19 protein-coding genes are annotated in these 20,485 nt (G+C 67.1%); 7 read left to right on the top strand and 12 right to left on the bottom strand.

Features of this window, described 5'->3' with window-relative positions:
- Nucleotides 1–45 precede the first annotated feature (45 nt).
- A complete protein-coding gene (nagE, locus tag DFS13_RS19870; protein ID WP_006499031.1) occupies nt 46–1,812 on the top strand; it encodes an N-acetylglucosamine-specific PTS transporter subunit IIBC in 1,767 nt (588 codons plus the stop codon).
- A gap of 180 nt (nt 1,813–1,992) precedes the next feature.
- Here the strand turns inward: nagE and DFS13_RS19875 are convergent, their stop codons facing one another.
- The 6 genes from DFS13_RS19875 to rpoH all read right to left on the bottom strand — a co-directional run bounded on the left by DFS13_RS19875 (nt 1,993) and on the right by rpoH (nt 9,541).
- Nucleotides 1,993–4,479: a family 20 glycosylhydrolase gene (locus DFS13_RS19875; protein ID WP_111442038.1), complete on the bottom strand. Its 2,487-nt coding sequence runs from the start codon at nt 4,477–4,479 to the stop codon at nt 1,993–1,995.
- A gap of 570 nt (nt 4,480–5,049) precedes the next feature.
- Nucleotides 5,050–5,172: a cytochrome bd-I oxidase subunit CydX gene (gene cydX, locus DFS13_RS19885; RefSeq protein ID WP_006483737.1), complete on the bottom strand. Its 123-nt coding sequence runs from the start codon at nt 5,170–5,172 to the stop codon at nt 5,050–5,052.
- A gap of 62 nt (nt 5,173–5,234) precedes the next feature.
- Nucleotides 5,235–6,371 (bottom strand): cytochrome d ubiquinol oxidase subunit II, encoded by a 1,137-nt coding sequence (gene cydB / locus DFS13_RS19890; protein ID WP_006483746.1) that lies wholly within the window; start codon nt 6,369–6,371, stop codon nt 5,235–5,237.
- 31 nt (nt 6,372–6,402) lie between these two features.
- The gene (locus DFS13_RS19895; protein WP_006483728.1) at nt 6,403–7,983 is read right to left on the bottom strand and encodes a cytochrome ubiquinol oxidase subunit I; all 1,581 of its coding nucleotides are present in this window, start codon (nt 7,981–7,983) and stop codon (nt 6,403–6,405) included.
- Entirely contained in the window at nt 7,973–8,245 is a 273-nt protein-coding gene (gene cydP, locus DFS13_RS19900) for a cytochrome oxidase putative small subunit CydP (protein ID WP_369718778.1), read from the bottom strand. The genes DFS13_RS19895 and cydP overlap by 11 nt, the downstream gene beginning before the upstream one ends.
- A gap of 360 nt (nt 8,246–8,605) precedes the next feature.
- Nucleotides 8,606–9,541: an RNA polymerase sigma factor RpoH gene (gene rpoH, locus DFS13_RS19905; protein WP_006483735.1), complete on the bottom strand. Its 936-nt coding sequence runs from the start codon at nt 9,539–9,541 to the stop codon at nt 8,606–8,608.
- 360 nt (nt 9,542–9,901) lie between these two features.
- On the opposite strand from rpoH, the gene pagL reads away from it, so the two are divergent.
- A complete protein-coding gene (pagL, locus tag DFS13_RS19915) occupies nt 9,902–10,471 on the top strand; it encodes a lipid A 3-O-deacylase PagL (protein WP_006483740.1) in 570 nt (189 codons plus the stop codon).
- A 45-nt stretch (nt 10,472–10,516) separates the two neighbouring features.
- Nucleotides 10,517–10,900 carry a nuclear transport factor 2 family protein gene (locus tag DFS13_RS19920; RefSeq protein WP_006483747.1) on the top strand — a complete coding sequence of 128 codons (384 nt, stop codon included), beginning with the start codon at nt 10,517–10,519 and terminating at the stop codon, nt 10,898–10,900.
- Between the two features lie 144 nt (nt 10,901–11,044).
- On the opposite strand, the gene leuA is transcribed toward DFS13_RS19920, so the two are convergent.
- On the bottom strand, nt 11,045–12,691 hold the full coding sequence (gene leuA / locus DFS13_RS19925) for a 2-isopropylmalate synthase (protein WP_111442039.1): 1,647 nt from the start codon (nt 12,689–12,691) through the stop codon (nt 11,045–11,047).
- A 368-nt stretch (nt 12,692–13,059) separates the two neighbouring features.
- On the bottom strand, nt 13,060–14,034 hold the full coding sequence (ybiB, locus tag DFS13_RS19930) for a DNA-binding protein YbiB (protein WP_006483732.1): 975 nt from the start codon (nt 14,032–14,034) through the stop codon (nt 13,060–13,062).
- Between the two features lie 179 nt (nt 14,035–14,213).
- On the opposite strand from ybiB, the gene maiA reads away from it, so the two are divergent.
- Nucleotides 14,214–14,858 carry a maleylacetoacetate isomerase gene (maiA, locus tag DFS13_RS19935; protein ID WP_006499022.1) on the top strand — a complete coding sequence of 215 codons (645 nt, stop codon included), beginning with the start codon at nt 14,214–14,216 and terminating at the stop codon, nt 14,856–14,858.
- 85 nt (nt 14,859–14,943) lie between these two features.
- Here the strand turns inward: maiA and ftsY are convergent, their stop codons facing one another.
- A complete protein-coding gene (ftsY, locus tag DFS13_RS19940; RefSeq protein WP_006483736.1) occupies nt 14,944–16,104 on the bottom strand; it encodes a signal recognition particle-docking protein FtsY in 1,161 nt (386 codons plus the stop codon).
- A gap of 216 nt (nt 16,105–16,320) precedes the next feature.
- Here ftsY and rsmD point away from each other — a divergent pair, with 216 nt between their 5' ends.
- The 3 genes from rsmD (at nt 16,321) to DFS13_RS19955 (ending at nt 17,870) form a co-directional block, all read left to right on the top strand.
- Nucleotides 16,321–16,935, top strand: a complete 615-nt coding sequence (gene rsmD, locus DFS13_RS19945) for a 16S rRNA (guanine(966)-N(2))-methyltransferase RsmD (RefSeq protein ID WP_006483748.1) — start codon at nt 16,321–16,323, stop codon at nt 16,933–16,935.
- A 111-nt stretch (nt 16,936–17,046) separates the two neighbouring features.
- Nucleotides 17,047–17,544, top strand: coding sequence for a pantetheine-phosphate adenylyltransferase (gene coaD, locus DFS13_RS19950; protein WP_006477773.1), 498 nt, complete (start codon nt 17,047–17,049; stop codon nt 17,542–17,544).
- Between the two features lie 59 nt (nt 17,545–17,603).
- A complete protein-coding gene (locus tag DFS13_RS19955; protein WP_043206196.1) occupies nt 17,604–17,870 on the top strand; it encodes a YfhL family 4Fe-4S dicluster ferredoxin in 267 nt (88 codons plus the stop codon).
- A gap of 78 nt (nt 17,871–17,948) precedes the next feature.
- Here the strand turns inward: DFS13_RS19955 and hisC are convergent, their stop codons facing one another.
- The 3 genes from hisC to DFS13_RS19975 all read right to left on the bottom strand — a co-directional run bounded on the left by hisC (nt 17,949) and on the right by DFS13_RS19975 (nt 20,458).
- Nucleotides 17,949–19,016, bottom strand: coding sequence for a histidinol-phosphate transaminase (gene hisC, locus DFS13_RS19960; RefSeq protein WP_034201349.1), 1,068 nt, complete (start codon nt 19,014–19,016; stop codon nt 17,949–17,951).
- A 116-nt stretch (nt 19,017–19,132) separates the two neighbouring features.
- Nucleotides 19,133–19,732 (bottom strand): aminoacyl-tRNA hydrolase, encoded by a 600-nt coding sequence (gene pth, locus DFS13_RS19965; RefSeq protein ID WP_006477776.1) that lies wholly within the window; start codon nt 19,730–19,732, stop codon nt 19,133–19,135.
- A gap of 120 nt (nt 19,733–19,852) precedes the next feature.
- Entirely contained in the window at nt 19,853–20,458 is a 606-nt protein-coding gene (locus tag DFS13_RS19975; protein WP_006483734.1) for a 50S ribosomal protein L25/general stress protein Ctc, read from the bottom strand.
- Nucleotides 20,459–20,485 lie beyond the last annotated feature (27 nt).

The raw sequence follows: 20,485 nt of genomic DNA on the forward strand, positions 1-20,485 counted from the left end.
TTCGCTCAACGACGATTAATGACGAGACAAGGATTGGAGGACTGAATGAACGGGAATCCGTTTCTGAAAATACAGGGCCTGGGCCGGGCACTGATGCTGCCGATCGCGGTATTGCCGGTCGCCGGCATCCTGCTGCGACTCGGCCAGCCGGACGTGTTCAATATCAAGATGATCGCCGACGCCGGCGGCGCGATCTTCGACAACCTGCCGCTCTTGTTCGCGATCGGCGTGGCGGTCGGCTTCGCGAAGGACAACAACGGCGTGGCGGCGCTCGCGGGCGCGATCGGTTACCTGATCGAAACCGCGATCATGAAGGACATCGATCCCAAGCTGAACATGGGCGTGCTGTCCGGGATCATCGCGGGGGTCGTCGCGGGCCTGCTGTACAACCGCTACAAGGACATCAAGCTGCCGGACTACCTCGCGTTCTTCGGCGGCAAGCGGTTCGTGCCGATCATCACCGGGCTGGTCTGCGTGATACTGGGCATCGCGTTCGGGTACGTGTGGCAGCCGATCCAGCATGCGATCGACGCGGCCGGCCAGTGGCTGACGACGGCGGGCGCGATCGGTGCGTTCGTGTTCGGCTTCCTGAACCGTCTGCTGCTCGTCACCGGCCTGCACCACATCATCAACTCGCTCGCGTGGTTCGTGTTCGGCAACTTCACGCCGCCCGCCGGCGGCGAGATCGTGCACGGCGACCTGCACCGCTTCTTCGCGGGCGACCCGACCGCGGGCACCTTCATGGCCGGTTTCTTCCCGATCATGATGTTCGGCCTGCCGGCGGCGTGTCTCGCGATGCTGCACGAGGCGCCGAAGGAGCGCCGCGCGATGGTCGGCGGCCTGCTGTTCTCGATGGCGCTGACGTCGTTCCTGACCGGCGTGACCGAGCCGATCGAGTTCAGCTTCATGTTCCTCGCGCCGGTGCTGTACGTGATCCATGCGGTGCTGACGGGCTTGTCGCTCGCGATCTGCCAGATTCTCGGCGTGAAGCTCGGCTTCACGTTCTCCGCCGGCGCGATCGACTACGTGCTGAACTACGGGCTGTCGACGAAGGGCTGGATCGCGATTCCGCTCGGCATCGCATACGGCGCCGCGTACTACGGGCTGTTCCGCTTCTTCATCCGCAAGTTCAACATGGCCACGCCGGGCCGCGAGCCGGCGTCGACCGATGCGGCCACGGAATCGTACGCATCGGGCGGGTTCGTCGCACCGGCCGCGGGCGCGGCTGCAACGGCTGCCGCACCGCGCGCGCAACGCTACATCGCCGCGCTCGGCGGCGCGGCCAACCTGTCGGTCGTCGACGCGTGCACGACGCGCTTGCGCCTGACCGTGGTCGATCCGGAGCAGGTGTCGGAGCCGGAACTGAAGTCGATCGGCGCGCGCGGCGTGCTCAAGCGCGGCGGCAACAGCGTGCAGGTGATCATCGGGCCCGAGGCCGACATCATTGCCGACGAGATGCGCGCCGCGATCGGCGGCGGCGCGACCGGTGCGGCCGCGCCGGCGACGGCCGCCGCGCAGCCGGTCACGGGCGCGGCCGCCGGCCCGCTCGATCCGGAACCGACCCGATGGCTCGCGGTGTTCGGCGGCGCGACCAACGTCGCGTCGCTCGATGCGGTGGCCACGACGCGCCTGCGTGTGGTCGTGCGCGATCCGTCGGCGGTCGATCGCGAGCGTCTCGGCACGCTCGACGTCGCGTGGGTGTCGCTCGACACGTTCCACATCGTCTGCGGCAACGCGGCCGCACGCTATGCCGAACAACTCGGCGCGCGCCTGCCGCCGTCGGGCGGCGGGGCGGCAGCCCAACCGGCGTGATGCGGTGAAGCCGGCCTGACATCCGCGCGGCGGATGCGGGTCGGCGGTCAAGAGAGGCCAAAAGAAAACGGCTTGCGACGACGATGTCGCAAGCCGTTTTTGCTTTGGAGACGGCGGTGCGCGATACGCGATGCGTTGCGCCGCATCGCTTGTCGCTCGACTGCCTGGCCGGTCAGCCGATCACGGATTCGTCAGCGTGAAGGTCGGCTTCCGGTAGCCGACGCCGGCGCGGTCGAGCTTCGGCAATTCGCGTTGCGTGAGCAGCGTCGCGAAGCCGGCCCAGTCGCGCTGCAGCGCGGCGATGTCGACGTGATGCGTGTCGCCGCGCTTGAAGCGCACGCCGGCCGCATACGGCAGCTCCCAGTCGGCCCGGTGCCACGCGCGCTCGGCGAGCGCGAGCAGTCGCGGATAGGTCATGTATTCGAGAAAGGTGTCGTTGCGCATCACCTCGCCCCACGCCTGGCCCTGCATGCCTTCGATGCGCGGCGCGGGGCCCGTGCCCGTCACCTCGAACGGGTTGCCGTCGCGGTCGCCCATCACTTCGGCGTTCTGCGGCAGGTTCTCCGGCGCGAGCGAGAACACCTTGTACTCGTCGGTCGCGTGCGAGCCCCAGTAGTAGCCGCGCTCGCGCGGATTGAGCGTGTACGGGAAGTCGAAGTACAGGTAGTCGGGCAGCGCGAGCACCGTCTGGTAGCCCTTGCCGCTCAGGTCGCGCGCGCTGTCCGACGCGCCCCAGAAGATCGTGTCCCACAGCGACACCATCACGTGGCGCGTGCTGAAATCCTGCGGCCCGTTCGCATGCTTGATGCCGTCCTGCCACGCGGCCATCGTGCCGATCCCGTTCGCGTTGACCGCCGCGCTCACCTGTTTCGCGAAACGCGTCGGCAGCTCGTCGATCGACTTGATCTCGCCGCGCTGGAGCAGCGCCGTGCAAGCGGGCGAACGCGCCCACGGCTTGTCCTGCGCGGCCAGATCGATGCGCCCCTTGTTCGGGTCGGTGCCGTTCAGCGGCTGGAAGCCGCCGCCGAGGAAGATGTTCTTCGCTTCGTCGCCGCCGTAGTGCCAGGTCTGCAGCGGCGCCTGCGCGTCCGCGTGCATCGCCGCGATCTCGCGGATCACCTTCGACGCGAAGTTGAGCGCGCCCGGCACGCACGGGTTCAGGTCGCTGCGCCGGTCGTAGAACTGCACCGTCGTCAGGTTCGTCGTGTCCTGCGGGTCGAGCAGCCGGTATGCGTTCGCTTCCTGCTCGCGACCCGCCGCATGCAGCCGCCGGTAGCGCGCCTCCATCGTCACGACGGCCGCCCGCGCATGCGCGGGCATGTCGATCTCGGGGATGATCTGAACGAAGCGCGCGGCCGCGTAGCGCACGAGCGCCACGTAGTCGTCGCGCGTCAGGTAGCCGCCGCCCGAGCGATTGTCCGGCCCGGAGCCGAGCTGCGGCAGCAGGCAGCGCGTCTCGCTCGGGTCGTGGCAGCGGCGTCCCCCGATCTCGGTCAGCTCGGGCAGGCCGGGAATCTCGATGCGCCAGCCTTCGTCGTCGGACAGATGCAGGTGCAGGCGGTTGAGCTTGTACGCGCTCATCTGGTCGATCAGGCGGCGCAGCGTCGCCGGCTGCTTGAAGTTGCGCGCGAGGTCGACGTGCATCCCGCGATGCGTGAAGCGCGGCGCATCCTCGACGAGCATCGCCGGGATCGGGCCGCCGCCGGCCGGCGCGAGCGAGTAGAGCGTCTGCACGCCGTAGTAGAGGCCCGCGCGATCGTAGCCTTCGATCAGCACGCCGCGCGGCCCGATCGCGAGCCGGTAGCCGCCCGGTGTCGCGAGGTCGGCCGGCAGCCGGCGCGGCGCGACGAAGCCGCGTACCGGCACGCCTGCGCCGTCGAGTCCGAGGGTCGTCGCGCGCTCGCGCAGCGCCGCGACCTGTGCGTCAGGCAGGTCCGGCAGCGCGAGTTCGACGCCGCGCAGCTCGAGCGTGCCGGGCAGCGGCAGCTCGCGCTTCACGCTCGGCAGCGCGCGACCGGGATCGGGCCGCACGGCCACGGGCGGCGCGTTGCCGGTCGAATTGTTCTGCGCGTCGGCCGGCAGCGATTCGACGTAGCGCAGCTCGTTGTCGGTGTCGTCGTAGCGCAGCACGGCCGGCGGCGCGCCGTCGACGACGACATACGGACGCGGAATCACGTCGCTGTAACGCAGCAGCCAGTATTCGGCGACGAACGGCAGCTCGATGCGCTCGCCGGGCGCGAGCCGCACCGAGCCTGGCTGCGGCGTCAGCTCGTACAGGTCGCCGGTGAGCCGCCGCAGCGCGAAGCCCGGCCGGTCGATCCGCAGCAGGCGGCGGATGCTGTGCAGGTAGAGCTTCCAGCCGCCGTCGGCAATCGCCGCATGGCCGCGGTTCTGCAGGATCAGGCGGCCGGTCGCGCAGGCGGCGCCGTCGGCGCCGAGATCGGCGCACGGTACGCCGGCCGCGGCCGCGTGGTTGTTGTCGACGGCCACGCGCAACGCGAGGCCGTTCGACAGCAGCGTCGCGAGGCTGGCCGCCTGGGCGGCGGCCGCTTGCGCGGTGCCGGCGTTCGCGCCAGCGGCGGCCGACGCCGGCACCGCGGAGATCGCCGCCGGCGACAGCACGGCGATCAGCAGGCCGGCAATGAGGGAGGGCAAGGTACGCTTCAATTCGAACTCCTGAGAAAAAGGGGGCGTAGCGGCGCCGTGACGCGACGTCGCTGCGATCGGGTCTTTCAGTGGAGCTGCGGGAGATACCAGCACGCGGAGCGATGCGGCTGCGCCGCGCGCATTCGGCACGCGGGCGCGTGCGTTACGGAACGGGAGGCGGGCATGCGTGCCGGTCGGCGCGGCGCGGCGGCGTGCGCGGAATCATCGGCGGCTCGCGGCGTTCGCTGCAGCGGCGAGACGGCCGCAATCGACGGCGCACGGTTGGCCGCGCACGAGCGCGACGACGGCACGCGCCGTGGCACGCGGACATCGACACGGCGCGCACGCGCACGCCACACACGGGATTCGCATGTCTCCCCCACCCAGAAGGAATCGGCCTGTCAGCGGCCGTGTCCAACGATCTTATGAAACCTTTTATTGGTATTCAAGTGGTATCAATCTGGCGCTAAATTGGCATCGCCGTGCGACGTCCCGCCGGCGCGGCCGTGACGAAAAAAAACCTCGCGCGAAGCGAGGTTCTTTCCGTTGTCGGACGGCGGCCGCGCGTATCGCGCGCGGTGCGTCACTGCGTCAGTCGCGGCGCGCACGCACCGGCGCTTCCTGCGGCTTCTGCCGCGCTTCGAGCCACATCGCGTTGACGATGCCGAACGACAGCGCGACGCCGATACCGAGAATCCAGCTGAAATACCACATGATCCGACTCCTTGCGAAACGGTGGGCGAGGGCGCCTGCGCGCCCCGGCCCGGTTCAGTGCGTCAATACATCGAGTGCTTGTTCTCTTCGAGCGTCTGGTGCGTGACCTTGCCGCGCATCACGCGATACACCCAGCTCGTGTAGAGCAGGATGATCGGCAGGAACACGATCACCGCGAACAGCATCACCTGCAGCGTCATGTGGCTCGACGTCGAATCCCACACGGTCAGGCTGCTGCGCGGGTCGAGCGACGACGGCATGATGAACGGGAACATCGAGAAGCCCGCGGTCAGGATCACGCCGACGATCATCAGGCCCGTGCAGAAGAACGCCGTCTTCTCCTGCTTCGAGCCGGCGAGCAGCAGCGCGAGCACGCCGCCCGCGATCCCGACGACGGGCGCCGCGATCATCCACGGATACTCGCCGTAGTTCGCGAGCCACAGGCCCGAACCGGCGGCGACGTCCTTGAGCAGCGGGTTCGCGACGGTGTCGGTCGGCGCGGCGTGGGTGATGTGGAAGCCGCCGATATACGAAGCGACGAGCACGCCGGCCAGCACGAACAGCACGACCGCGAGGAACGACGCGACGCGCAGCGCGATCGACGCACGGCGCGCGATCACGCCGTCGGTCTTCATCTTGATGAACGCGGCGCCGTGCGCGACGAGCATCGTGAGGCTGACGAGCCCGCACAGCAGCGCGAACGGGTTCAGCAGCGCCCAGAAGCCGCCGTAGTAGGTCACGCGCAGGTCGCTGTCGAACTTGAACGGCACGCCCTGCAGCAGGTTGCCGAACGCGACGCCGAACACCAGCGCCGGCACGAAGCCGCCGACGAACAGGCCCCAGTCCCAGCCCGCGCGCCAGCGCGGGTCGGGCCGCTTGCTGCGGTAGTCGAAGCCCACCGGCCGGAAGAACAGCGCGAACAGCACGAGCAGCATCGCGAAGTAGAAGCCGGAGAACGACGCGGCGTAGACGAGCGGCCACGCGGCGAACATCGCACCGCCGGCCGTGATCAGCCACACCTGGTTGCCTTCCCACGTCGCGCCGACCGTGTTGACGATGATGCGGCGCTCCTCGTCGGTCTTGCCGAGGAACGGCAGCAGCGCGGTCGCGCCCATGTCGAAGCCGTCGGTGACGGCGAAGCCGATCAGCAGCACGCCGACGAGCAGCCACCAGATCAGCTTGAGAGTTGCATAGTCCATAGCGATTCCTTGTTCGGTTGCGAGGGCGTGCTCAGACCGCGGCCCGCTCGCCGGCGGCGGCGAGTTCGTGGTGATAGCGGCCGGTATGCAGCGACGACGGGCCGAGGCGCGCGTACTTGAACATCAGCTTGATCTCGATGATGAACAGTACCGTGTAGAACGCGATGAAACCGGCGAGGCTCAGGTACAGGTCCGTCGACGTCAGGCTGGACGCGGACAGATGCGTCGGCAGGATGCCCGCGATCGTCCACGGCTGGCGGCCGAGCTCGGCGACGACCCAGCCGAATTCCGCGGCGAGCCACGGCAGCGGGATCGCCCACACCGCATAGCGCAGGAACCAGCGGCGGTTGTCCTGCAGCAGCTGCCGGCGCGCGCAGAACCAGAACGCGGCGACGAAGGTCGCGAGGAACAGGAAGCCGAGGAACACCATGATCCGGAACGAGAAGAATACGGGCGCGACCGGCGGGATCGTCTTCTTCGCGGCGGCCTTGATCTGCTCGGGCGTCGCATCGACCACGTTCGGCGTGAACTGCTTGAGCATCAGTCCGTAGCCGAGATACTGCTTGTGCTGGTCGAACAGCGCGCGGGTCGCGTCGCTCGTGTCGCCTTCCTTGATCTTCTGCAAGGCGCCGTACGCGACCATCCCGCTCTGGATGTGTTCCTCGCTGTGCTTCGCGAGCTCGCGCAGGCCGATCACCGGCTCGTCGATCGAGCGCGTCGCGATCAGGCCGAGCGCGTACGGGATCTTGATCGCGTAGTCGGTGCGTTCTTCCTTCTGGTTCGGGATGCCGATCAGCGTGAACGATGCCGGCGCCGGCTGGGTTTCCCATTCCGATTCGATCGCGGCGAGCTTCATCTTCTGCACTTCGCCGGTCGTGTAGCCCGATTCGTCGCCGAGCACGATCACGCACAGCGTGGCCGCGAGGCCGAAGCCGGCCGCGACCGCGAACGAGCGCAGCGCGAAGTCGACGTCGCGCTTTTTCAGCAGGTACCACGACGAAATGCCGAGCACGAACATCGCGGCCGTCACGTAACCGGCCGACACGGTGTGCACGAACTTCACCTGCGCGACCGGGTTGAACAGCACGTCGAACAGGCTCGTCAGCTCCATACGCATCGTCTGGTAGTTGAACTCGGCGCCGACCGGGTTGTTCATCCAGCCGTTCGCGACGAGGATCCACAGCGCGGACAGGTTCGAGCCCAGCGCGACGAGGAACGTGACGACCAGGTGCTTGACCTTCGACAGGCGGTTCCAGCCGAAGAAGAACAGGCCGACGAACGTGGATTCGAGGAAGAACGCCATCAGGCCTTCGACCGCGAGCGGCACGCCGAAGATGTCGCCGACGTAGTGCGAGTAGTACGACCAGTTCGTGCCGAACTGGAATTCGAGCGTGATGCCGGTCGTCACGCCCATCGCGAAGTTGATCCCGAACAGCTTGCCCCAGAACTGGGTCATGTCCTTGTAGACCTGTTTGCCGGTCATCACGTAGACGGCTTCCATGATGACGAGCAGCCAGGACAGGCCGAGCGTCAGCGGCACGAACAGGAAGTGGTAGAGCGCCGTGATGCCGAACTGCAGACGTGACAGATCGACGACTTCGCTACTTATCATGGTGGTCTCCCTCGGTAGATGCAGGCGCCGGCACCGAGAGCAGCTTCTCGGCCACGGCGGCAGGCGGCAACGACATGTGCTCGGCCTGCGGATGATTGAAGAATGCGTATTTGAGCGACATCAGGAGGATCAGCTTGACGATCAGCACCAGCGCGATGTCGCGGGCGAGGGTGGGGCCGCGTGCCCACGCGGCGATGCGCGCGCGCCAGCCGATCGTGCCGGCCGGCCGCGAAGGCTCTTTATTGATCGAGATCAAGGCGATTATCCTGAATCGATTGAGATCGGATTGGGGGCGACTTTACGTCGGATTGGTGACGGCCGTGAAGCTGTTTTAATCCTTTTGCGCCTGACATGCCAATTTTAAAAGGACGGCTTTCCGCTGCCGAGTGCTGCGCTGCGGCAGACCGTCGCGAAGCGTGGGGTAAAAATTGAGGTGGATCAAGGTTATGCGGAAGGCCGCTGCAAATGACGCAATATCCGATGAATCAGGTCAATTAATCGGCGTAGAAACGGCGTGTGAGACGCGTTGAAAAGCGGGTGAAAAGCAGCGGAAAAACGGACGAAAAAAAACCGCTGCCGGTCAGGCAGCGGTTTTCGACGAAGCGCTCTAAATTGCCGCGATTTACGCGTATTCGGCGAGCGCCGTGCGCATCTTTTTCATCGCGCTCGCTTCGATCTGGCGGATGCGTTCCGCCGACACGCCGAACTCGGCGGCGAGATCGTGCAGCGTCGAGCCGCCCGAGCCGTCGTCGTCGACGTGCAGCCAGCGCGCCTCGATGATGCGGCGGCTGCGTGCATCGAGCGCGTCGAGCGCCTGCGCGATGCCGTCCGTCTGCAGCATGTCGCGCTGACGCGCGGCGAGCACGGCGGTCGGCTCGTTGTGCGAGTCGGCCAGGTAGGCGATCGGCGCGTACGACTCCTCGCCGTCTTCCACCTGGCCTTCGAGCGCGATGTCGCCGCCCGACAGGCGCGTTTCCATCTCGGTGACTTCCTCGCGCTTGACGTTGAGCTCCTGCGCGAGGCCGTCGATTTCCTCGGGCGTCATCGCCTGCATGCTCTTCTTGTGGCTGCGCAGGTTGAAGAACAGCTTGCGCTGCGCCTTCGTCGTCGCGACCTTCACCATGCGCCAGTTGCGCAGGATGTACTCGTGGATCTCGGCCTTGATCCAGTGAATCGCATACGACACCAGGCGCACGTTTTGCGCCGGGTCGAATCGCTTCACGGCTTTCATCAGGCCGATGTTGCCTTCCTGGATCAGGTCGCCGTGCGGCAGGCCGTAGCCGAGATAGTTGCGCGCGATCGACACGACGAGACGCAGGTGCGACAGCACGAGGCGGCGCGCCGCGTCGAGGTTGTTGTCGTCGCGGAATTCGGTTGCGTAGCGGCGTTCCTCCTCGGCGGTCAGCAGCGGGATGCGGTTGACGGCCTGGATGTACGCGTCGATGTTGCCGAGCTGGCCGGGCAACATCGATTGGGCTGCGAGCGCCAGCGAGCCTGCCGATTCGGCCTTGGCCGGCGTCGGGCTCAGGGTGTTCGGGAGGGTCAGGGCGTTGCTCACTAAAAACTCCTTTGGAATCAGGGACAAACCCCCGGTCTCGAATGAGATTCCGTGGGTCATCTTAGCACTCCCGCAAGGTGAGTGCTAATTCCTTAGAGCGGGCGGGGGCATCGGAGTTCCCCATTTTTCTATCGAACCAGTCGAGCCGATAGTCTATTCTGCGACCAGGGTGGCGCCACGAAGTTCCGTAAGCCGTTGTTTCTGATGGGAATCAGTAGACGATTTCGATTTTTGTCGTTTTGGAAGGAAGCCATTTCGTTTCGTGATGCCGATCCGAAAAGTCCTTTACCATACCATTCAGTTCGCTCGGGCCCGGCCGTTGCGGCAGGCTCCATTCAACCCACAAAGTTGGAGTGTCAGATGAACAATAAGAAGAATCGCCGGCCCCGCAGCCGGCTGGTGCTGCATGCGATGCTGGCAGCGTCTCTTCTGGGCGGATCGGGTGCGGCTTTCGCGGATCGCTGGGGGATCCAGGCGGGCGGCGGGTTTTCGGATCGTCACGGGGTCGACAAGGCCGATATCGGCGTGGTGTGGGATCCGGGCTGGAACTGGTGGGAAGTCGGCGGCTGGCACTTCGCGTTCGTCGTCGAAGGGCACGCCGGCTACTGGCACACGGGCGGCAACGTCCACAGCAGCATCGGCGAGTTCGGCGTGACGCCGATGTTCCGCTTCATCAAGAGCAGCGGGCAGATTCGCCCGTTCATCGAGGCGGGCGGCGGCGTCCGGCTCCTGACGCACCCGACGATCTCGGACAATTTCTCGCTGTCGACCGCGTTCCAGTTCGCGCCGACGGGCGGCGTGGGCGTGCAGTTCGGCCAACGGCAACAGTATCAGGTCGGCTACCGTTTTGAACATGTGTCTAACGCGGGTATCAAAGAGCCGAATCCTGGTATAAATTTCCACCAGTTCTACCTGCAGTACAACTTCTGATCCGTACGCCCGTGCAAGGCGGGCGCGTTGCCGAGGAGTCAGGCGATGGCGAAGGTGGTCGATGCGATCCGCGCGCTCGAGCGCGACCGGTTCCGGGCGATGGTGGACGGCGACGGCGAGGCGCTCGACGCGCTGTTGTCGGACAAGGTGTTTTTCGTCCATACCAACGGCAAACGCGAAACCAAGCAGCAGTTCATCGACGCCATCGTCGCCGGCCGCCGCCGCTATCGCCAGATCGAAATCCAGTCGCAGGACGTGCTGCCGGTCGGCGACGAGACCTGCGTCGTCACGGGGCGCGCGTTGATCGAGATGGAAACCAACAACGGCGGCCTCGTGTTCCCGATTGCCTATACGTCCGTCCACACGCACGACCACGGTCGCTGGAGCCTGTTCGCGTGGCAGGCGACGCGGTGCGCGACCGAGGCGTGAGCGCGGGTAACGCGCCTTTTTCATGCCCCGACCGAAGCGGCCTTCTGAGCCGCTTTTTGTTGCCGCGTGCGGCGCGGATCGCGCGTCGCACGGGCGGTCACGCCCCGCTCGCTGACGTTTCAACCCTGCATCGAAGCCCCGCGTTCAGGCCGCCGCGCGGCGATCCGCGCAGTGCCATGCCGAGCGGTTGATCGCGCTGACGACCGCATCGAGCGCCGCACTCGCCGCATCGGCGTGCACGCCGACACCGTGCCGCAGCGGCGCGTCGCCGACCCGGCAGCCGACCGATACCGCGACCCGGCCGTCCGCCGTGCGCGTGGATTCGCACGACGCGATGTCGATCGTGGCGCCGGCGGCGCTCGCGAATGCCGCGGCGAAACGTCGCACGGCGTCGTCGGGCGTCGCGTCGGCGGCGGGCGCCAGCGCGATCTCGCGGTTTTGCCAGCGCGCGCCGATGCCGTGGCGCGCGGTCGGGCCGTCCGTCTCGAAGAATTCGCGCGCGAACAGCGCGCAGATCGTGTCGCCCGTCACTTCCTCGCCCGATGCGTCGGCGAGCGTCTGCACCGCATGGCTGAACTCGATCTGGACGCGGCGCGTCGGCGTGAAGCCCATCCCGCGTTCGAGCAGGAAGGTCGCGCCGCCCTTGCCGGACTGGCTGTTCACGCGGATCACCGCGTCGTAGCTGCGGCCGAGATCCGCCGGGTCGATCGGCAGGTACGGCACTTCCCAGATCGCATCGGGGCGCTGCTGCGCGAAGCCCTTGCGGATCGCGTCCTGGTGCGAGCCGGAAAACGCGGTGAACACGAGGTCGCCCGCGTACGGATGGCGCGGATGCACGGGAATCTGGTTGCAGCGTTCGACGACGCGGCGCACGGCGTCGATGTCGGAGAAGTCGAGGCCCGGGTCGATGCCTTGCGTGTAGAGGTTCAGCGCGAGCGTGACGAGATCGACGTTGCCGGTGCGCTCGCCGTTGCCGAACAGGCAGCCTTCGATGCGGTCGGCGCCCGCGAGCAGCGCGAGTTCGGCCGCCGCGACCGCGGTGCCGCGATCGTTGTGCGGATGCACGGACAGCACGATGCTGTCGCGATACGCGAGGTTGCGGTCCATCCATTCGATCTGGTCGGCGAACACGTTCGGGGTTGCGGCCTCGACGGTGGCCGGCAGGTTGACGATCATCTTGTGGTCGCGGGTCGGGCGCCACGTCTGCGCGACCGCGTCGCAGATCTCGCGCGCGAACGTCAGCTCGGTCATGCTGAAGGTTTCCGGCGAGTACTGGAAGGTCCAGTGCGTCTCGGGGCGCGCGGCCGCGTGTGCCTTGATGATGCGCGTGCCGTCGATCGCGAGCGCCTTCACGTCGTTCTTCGACATGCCGAACACGATGCGGCGGAACGACGGGCAGACCGCGTTGTACAGGTGCACGATCGCGCGCGGCACGCCTTCGAGCGCATCGAACGTACGGGCGATCAGGTCTTCGCGCGACTGCACGAGCACCTCGATCGTCACGTCGTCGGGAATCCGCTTGTCGTCGATCAGCTTGCGGACGAAATCGAAGTCGGTTTGCGACGCCGACGGAAAACCGACTTCGATCTCCTTGAACCCGATGGCGACCAGCATTTCGAAGAACTCGAGCTTCTGCTCGATGCTCATCGGCTCGATCAGCGACTGGTTGCCGTCGCGCAGGTCGGTGCTCATCCACACGGGCGCACGCTCGATGGTGCGGGCCGGCCAGCGGCGGCCATTGAGGCGAACGGGCTCGAACGGACGGTACTTGTCTTGCGGATTGCGCATCATCTTCTGGACCTCGGGTCTCAAGTCGCGAGCGAAGACGGGGCGGCATGGGCGACGGTTGGCGCTGCCTCGCATCCCGGCGCACGATGGCGCCGCGGATGCGGATGATCTTCGCGAATCGGCCGACGGATAGACGGACGAAGGCTGACGACTTCGGGTTGTAAAAACTGCGAGAGGGGTACTGCGAGGAACTGCTGGGAGGACCGTGCGAACAGCACACGGCGCTACGACAGCCTTAGGCTAGTCGTAGCGATAGCGGCCGCGCTAGGCGGCCGGAGGTAATTCGGAGGGTGTTCGGAAAGGAACGCATGACGGCCACTCTATGCCAGGATGCGCTCGCGTGTCAAATGTCGGGATAAAGGGGCAGGTCGTCAGCGCGCGATGCGGGCGACCTGCACGATCGTCGCGACCTGGCGCGCCACGGTGTCGGGCACCGGCACCTCGCCGCGCAGCACGGCGTCCGTCCACGCGGCCGTGGTCGCCGCATCGCGCGACTCGGGCAGCGCGACGGGCGGTGCGTCGGTCGACGAACGCTCGGCCTCGATCAGCGTGTCGCACACGCCGTCATGCAGCCAGTCGACCTGCACCTGGCGCCGCGTGTCGGCCACCGCTTCGCCTTCGGTGCCGCGCGCGAGCAGCGCGCCGCCGAGCGCGGCGTCCGGATGATCGCGGAACAGCTGCGCGAGGCTGTCACGGTACGGCGGGTGCGTGTAGTTGACGAGCCGCAGCCCGGCCGGCGCGAACGGCTGCAGGATCTTCACGAGCGTATGCGTCGAGTTGCGCACGCCGAGCACGCTGCGCATCGACAGCAGGTGCGCGATGCGCGGCGCCAGCACGTCGATCGGCGCGAACGCGACGCGGCGTTCGGCGAGCGTGTCCTCGATCGCATCGTGCGACGTCGACGGCGGGAGCGACAGCGCCGAGAAGATCTCGGCGCTCGTCACGCGGCCCGGATCCTGCTCGACCCCATGCACGAGCACCGGCACGCCTTCGCGCGCGAGCAGCAGCGCGAGCAGCGGCACGAGGTTCGGTTGCTTGCGCGCGCCGTTGTAGCTCGGAATCGACACCGGGCGGAACGCGGCGTCCTGCACGTGCACCGGCTCGAACGACGCCTGCGCGGCGGCGAGCATCGCGGCCAGTTCGTCGGCGGATTCGCCCTTCAGCCGATAGGCGATCAGGATCGCGCCGAGTTCGACGTCCGACACGCGCGCATCGAGCATCGCGCGATAGAGCGTGAACGTGTCCTCGGCGGACAGGGCGCGCGCGCCGTGCGGGCCGCGGCCGATTTCCTTGATGAAGCGGGCGCAAGGGAACGGAGCGGCGGCGGGATCGTGGGAAGCGGTCATCGGAACGTGGGGCGGGCGGCCGGCATCGGGCCGCGCGGTGAGCGGTGAGGAATGTCCCGAGTATCGCACGGGCGCGGGCGCGCATCGTGCCGCGCTACACTCTGGTTCCCGGCGGCGCGCGCACCGGCTGCGCCGCGCCCGTGCCGCTGCCGACCGAATACGACTACGAGAGACATCCCATGAAGCTCTACAGCTATTTCCGCAGTTCCGCGTCGTACCGCGTGCGGATCGCCCTGAACCTCAAGCAGTTGCCGTTCGACTATGCGCCCGTGCACATGCTGCGCGATGGCGGCGAGCAACTGAAGGACGCGTACCGCGCGCTGAATCCGGATGCGGTCGTGCCGACGCTGATCGATGGCGACGCGACGCTGCAGCAGTCGCTCGCGATCATCGAATATCTCGACGAAACCCATCCCGAGCCCGCGCTCCTGCCGAAGCAGCCGGTCGATCGTGCGTACGTGCGCGCGGTCGCGCTGCAGATCGCGTGCGAAATCCACCCGCTCAACAACCTGCGCGTGCTCAAGTACCTGAAGCACACGCTGAAGGTGCCCGAGGACGCAAAGAACGCGTGGTACCGGCACTGGATCGAGGCGGGCTTCGAAACGCTCGAGGCGCGTCTCGCGAACGACCCGCGCACCGGCAAGCTGTGCTTCGGCGACACGCCGACGCTCGCCGACGTGTGCCTCGTGCCGCAGGTGTTCAACGCGAACCGCTTCTCGATCGACACGACGCGGTTCCCGACGATCCAGCGGATCGTCGACCATGCGGCGACGATCGACGCGTTCAAGGCCGCCGAGCCGGGCGCGCAGCCCGACGCGGAATGAGCGCGGCGCGCCCGTGGCGAGCATGATCGGACGCGCATGAAAAAGGGCGCCCGAAGGCGCCCCGTGCGATGCAGGCCGGCGGCGTTCAGCCGAGCAGCGCGTCCGCGAATTCCACCGCGCTGAACGGCTGCAGGTCCTCGACCTTCTCGCCGACGCCGATGAAGTAGACGGGCACCGGCCGTTGCCGCGCGATCGCGGCGAGAATCCCGCCCTTCGCGGTGCCGTCGAGCTTCGTGACGATCAGGCCGGTCAGGCCCAGCGCGTCGTCGAAGGCCTTCACCTGCGTGAGCGCGTTCTGGCCGGTGTTCGCGTCGATCACCAGCAGCACTTCGTGCGGCGCGCCGTCGTGCGCCTTCGCGATCACGCGCTTCACCTTCTTCAGCTCCTCCATCAGATGCAGCTGCGTCGGCAGGCGGCCGGCCGTGTCGGCCATCATCACGTCGATCTTGCGCGCGCGCGCGGCGCTGACCGCGTCGAAGATCACCGCGGCCGGATCGCCGCTCTCCTGCTGCACGACCGTCACGTTGTTGCGCTCGCCCCAGACCGCCAGCTGTTCGCGCGCGGCCGCGCGGAACGTGTCGCCGGCAGCCAGCAGCACCGACTGGTCGAAGCTCTGCAGGTGCTTCGCGAGCTTGCCGATGCTGGTCGTCTTGCCCGCGCCGTTCACGCCGGTGATCATCATCACGAGCGGCTGCGCGCGGCCGAGCATCAGCGATTTCTCGAGCGGCGTCAGCAGCTCGACGAGCAGGTCGTGCAGTGCAGCCTTCACCTGCTGCGGATCGGTGAGCCGGCCCGCGCGCACCTTTTCGCGCAGCGCGCCGAGCAGGTATTCGGTCGCGTCAACGCCCGCGTCGGACATCAGCAGCGCGGTTTCGAGCTCCTCGTACAGATCCTCGTCGATCTTCGTGTTGACGAAGACGCCGGTGATGCTCGAGCCCGTCTTCGCGAGCCCCGTCTTCAGGCGCGCGAGCCACGACTTCTTCGCGGACGCGTCCTGCAGCGGCGGCGGCACGATCTCGACCGTCTCGACGACTTCGTCGCGGCCGTCGTTGGTCGGCGTGACGGTCATCACGACGGCCGGCGCAGCCGGTTGCGCGGGCGCTGGCGGCACGCTGGCCGCGGGCGGCGCGTCGAGCACGGGCGCGTCGGCGTCGGACGCTTCGTCCGCTTGCTGCGCGTCGGCCGATTGCGATTCCGCCGGATCGGGCTCCTGCGTTTTCTTGAATCGTTTGAAGAAACTGAACATGGTCTGACGTCGGGAAGAGGGCGGGCCGCCGCCGGGAGCGGGGCGCCGGACGGGCCGTTCTGCGTTCGCGCGGGCGCGGCGCACGGCGGCCGAAACCGTGCATTTTATCAGTGCGGCGTGGCGCTCGCGTCAGTGCGCGTCGCCGCTGTGGTAACGTGCGCCTGTTTGGCGGCGCGCCCCTGCGCGTGCCCGGTCCCTCCGTTGTCGATATCCCGTATGTCCCGTTCCTCTTCCGGCCGCCCCGCGGCCTCTCCCGGCCGCGGCAAGCCGCACACGATCCGCATCATCGGCGGCGACTGGAAACGCACGCCGCTCGCGGTGCTCGATCTCGACGGCTTGCGCCCGACCCCCGATCGCGTGCGCGAGACGCTGTTCAACTGGCTCGGCCAGGATCTCGAAGGCCGCCGCTGCCTCGACCTGTTCGCGGGCACCGGCGCGCTCGGCTTCGAGGCCGCGTCGCGCGGCGCGGCGAGCGTCGTGATGGTCGAGCGTCATCCGCGCGCCGCGCAGCAGTTGCGGGCGATCAAGGACAAGCTCGGCGCCCGTTCGGTCGAGATCGCCGAAGCCGATGCGCTGCGGCTCGCGGCCGGCCTGACGCCGGGCGCGTTCGACGTCGTGTTCCTCGATCCGCCGTTCGACGACCTGGCCGCGCTCGAGCGTGCGATCGCGCTGTCGGCGCCGCTCGTCGCGGCGGGTGGCGCGTTGTACGTCGAAACGGGGGCGGAACTCGATCCGGCCGCGCACGACGCGCTCGCAGGCTGGCAGGTGGTGAAGCACGGCAAGGCCGGTGCGGTTCACTATCATTTGCTGCGGCGCGAAAATGATGAATAATGCGCGTTCCATACGAGGCGGCGCGCCGCAAAGGCGACGCATGCCCATCTCGGCAGCGGCGCGTGCATCGCACGGCTGCCATCCCGTTTGCGTGATGACAGGAGGAGCGACATGGTAGTCGCCGTGTATCCCGGTACGTTCGATCCGCTGACGCGCGGGCACGAAGACCTCGTGCGGCGTGCGTCGAGCATTTTTGATACGCTGGTGGTGGGCGTTGCCGACAGCCGCGCGAAAAAGCCGTTTTTCTCGCTCGAGGAACGTCTGACGATTGCGAACGAGGTGCTCGGCCATTACCCGAACGTGAAGGTGATGAGTTTCACCGGCCTCCTGAAGGATTTCGTCCGCGTGAACAATGCGCGCGTGATCGTGCGCGGGCTGCGCGCGGTGTCCGATTTCGAGTATGAGTTCCAGATGGCGGGGATGAACCGCTATCTGCTGCCCGACGTCGAGACGATGTTCATGACGCCGTCCGACCAGTACCAGTTCATCTCGGGGACGATCGTGCGCGAAATCGCGCAATTGGGCGGCGATGTTAGCAAATTCGTGTTTCCGTCCGTCGAGAAATGGCTGACCGAGAAGGTCACCGCGATGGGAGGCCCTGCCGCGTGATGCGGCGCCGGCCGGTTTCGTTGCGAAGCCGGCCGCCGGCCTGAAGAAGTGAGATCAGTATGGCTTTGATGATTACCGACGAGTGCATCAATTGCGACGTGTGCGAGCCCGAGTGCCCGAACGGCGCGATTTCGATGGGCCCGGACATCTACGTGATCGACCCGAACAAGTGCACCGAGTGCGTCGGCCATTTCGACGAACCGCAGTGCCAGCAGGTGTGTCCGGTCGAATGCATTCCGCGCGATCCGCAGCATGACGAATCGCATGCGCAATTGATGGAGAAGTACCACGCGCTGATCGCCGTGAAGGGCGGCGACGCGTCGTGATCCGGCGCTGACGCGCGCTTTGTGTGGCGCGCGCGTCGCGCTTTCAGCCCGGCGCCATTCGGCGCCGGTTCTTCCGTATCAGGCCAGCAGCTCGCGCAACGCCGCGACGAGCGCGTCGCATTCGGCATCGGTGCCGACGGTGATGCGAAGATGCTGGTCGATCCGCGGCAGCCGGAAGTGCCGCACGAAAATTTCCCGTTCCTTCAGCTTCGCCGCGATCGCGCCCGCATCGTGCGCGGGATGGCGCGCGAACACGAAATTCGCGGCCGACGGCACGATCTCGAAGCCGAGTGCGTCGAGCGCCTGCGTGAGCCGCGCCCGGCTGTCGATCACGCGCCGGCAGGTGGCGTTGAAATAGTCGGTGTCTTCGTACGCGGCCTGCGCGGCGACCTGCGCGAGCCGGTCGAGCGGATACGAGTTGAAGCTGTCCTTCACGCGGTTCAACGCGTCGATCAGCGCCGCATCGCCGAACGCGAAGCCGACGCGCATGCCCGCGAGCGAGCGCGCCTTCGACGTCGTATGCACGACGAGCAGATTCGGATGGCGATCGATCAGCGTAATGGCCGACTGCGCGCCGAAATCGACGTACGCTTCGTCGATCACGACGACCGACGACGGATTCGCGGCCGCGATCCGCTCGACGTCCGCGAGCGGCAGCGCGCGCCCGGTCGGTGCATTCGGGTTCGGAAACAGCACGCCGCCGGCGTCGTCGAGATAGTCGTCGACACGGATCGAGAAATCGTCCGCGAGCGGCACGACCGTGGTCTCGACGCCGTACAGGCGCGCGTAGGTCGGATAGAAGCTGTACGTGATGTCGGGGAAGCGCAGCGGCCGGTCGTGCTTGAGCAGCGCCTGGAACGTGTGCGCGAGCACCTCGTCGGAGCCGTTGCCGACGAACACCTGTTCGGGCTTGATGCGGTGATGGGCCGCGACCGTCTCGCGCAGCGCGCGCGCGACCGGGTCCGGATAGCGGCGCAGCGTGTCGCCGGTGCCGCCGAGTTCGCGGGCGATCGCCGCGACGACGCGCGGCGACGGCGGATAGGGATTCTCGTTGGTGTTCAGCTTGACGGGGTGCGCAAGCGCGGGCTGTTCGCCCGGCACGTAAGGCACGAGTTGCTGAACGACGTCGCTCCAGTAACGGCTCACCGCTTGGCTCCTGTCGGGCAAAACGTCGAGATTACCGCATGTGCGCGTCGCGGTGGGGCGGACGAGGCCGCCCGGTTGCGCCGGACGGCCGATGCGCCAGGCGGGTGCGACGGGCGTCAGTTGCGATGCAGCTGCATCGTCGCGCGGTCGAGTTCGCCCTTGACGACCATCGGCATCACGGCGAGCGCGCGTTCGATCGATGCGTCGATCACGTCCTGCTCCTCGCGGCGCGGCGGCTTCAGCACGAAGTTCGCGACGTCGGGCTTCGCGCCAGCGCGCGCGCTTTCCGGAATCAGGTCGCGCGGATGGCCGATGCCGATCCGCAGCCGCCAGTATTGCTGCGACGACAGGTGCGCGGTGATGTCCTTGAGGCCGTTGTGGCCGCCGCTGCCGCCACCGAGCTTCAGCTTCACGGTGCCGGGCGGCAGGTCGAGCTCGTCGTGCGCGACGAGGATCTGGTCGGGCAGGATCTTGAAGAATTGCGCGAGCGCGACGACCGACTGGCCGGAGCGGTTCATGTAGGTCTGCGGCTCAAGCAGATGGACTTCCTCGCCATGCAGGCGCGCTTTCGCATAGAAGCCGTGGAAGCGGCGTTCGTCGCGCAGCGTCGTGCCAGCTTCGCGGGCGAGCTGGTCGATCAGCCAGAAACCGGCGTTGTGGCGCGTCGCGGTGTATTCCGCCCCGGGATTGCCGAGGCCGACGATCAGTTTGATCATGACGTTTCGAAGGCGGCAACGGCCGCCTGGGCGCAGAAAAAGAAAAACCCGCCGGGCAAGCCGCGGCGGGTTGCGTCGACCGTTTCGTGAAACGGATCGAGGGGGCGCGTACGCAGCCGCTTAGGCAGCCGGCGTTTCGCCTTCTGCTGCGTCCGACACGGCGCCAGCCGGGACCGTCGCCGAGGCGACAACCGGGTTTTCCGCGTCGACGTGCGCGACCAGCGTCACGCCCTTCGGCAGTGCGATGTCCTTCGCGTGCAGCGACTGACCGGCTTCGATCTTCGACAGGTCGACTTCGAGGAACTCCGGCAGGGCAGCCGGCAGGCACTCGACTTCGATTTCCGTCGCGACGTGCGAAACGATCGCGCTCGACAGCTTCACGGCCGGGCTGACTTCAGCGTTCAGGAAGTGCAGCGGCACCTTCGTGTGCAGCTTCTTCTTCGCGTCGACGCGCTGGAAGTCCACGTGCAGCACCAGTTGCTTGAACGGGTGGTATTGCACGTCGCGCAGCAGAACCTGTTGCGACTGGCCGGCCACTTCGAGGTCGAGGATCGACGAGTGGAAAGCTTCCTTCTTCAGGGCGTGCCACAGGGCGTTGTGATCGAGTTCGATCTTTTGCGGGGCTGCTTCGCCACCGTAAACGATACCCGTGGTCTTACCGGCGTTGCGCAGGCGGCGGCTCGCACCCGTACCTTGCTGTTGGCGCTCGAAAGCGACGACTTTCATGTGATTCTCCAATGGCTGCCCGCGACC

The organism is Burkholderia sp. 28_3 (assembly GCF_003253915.1).
Classification (GTDB): domain Bacteria; phylum Pseudomonadota; class Gammaproteobacteria; order Burkholderiales; family Burkholderiaceae; genus Burkholderia; species Burkholderia cenocepacia.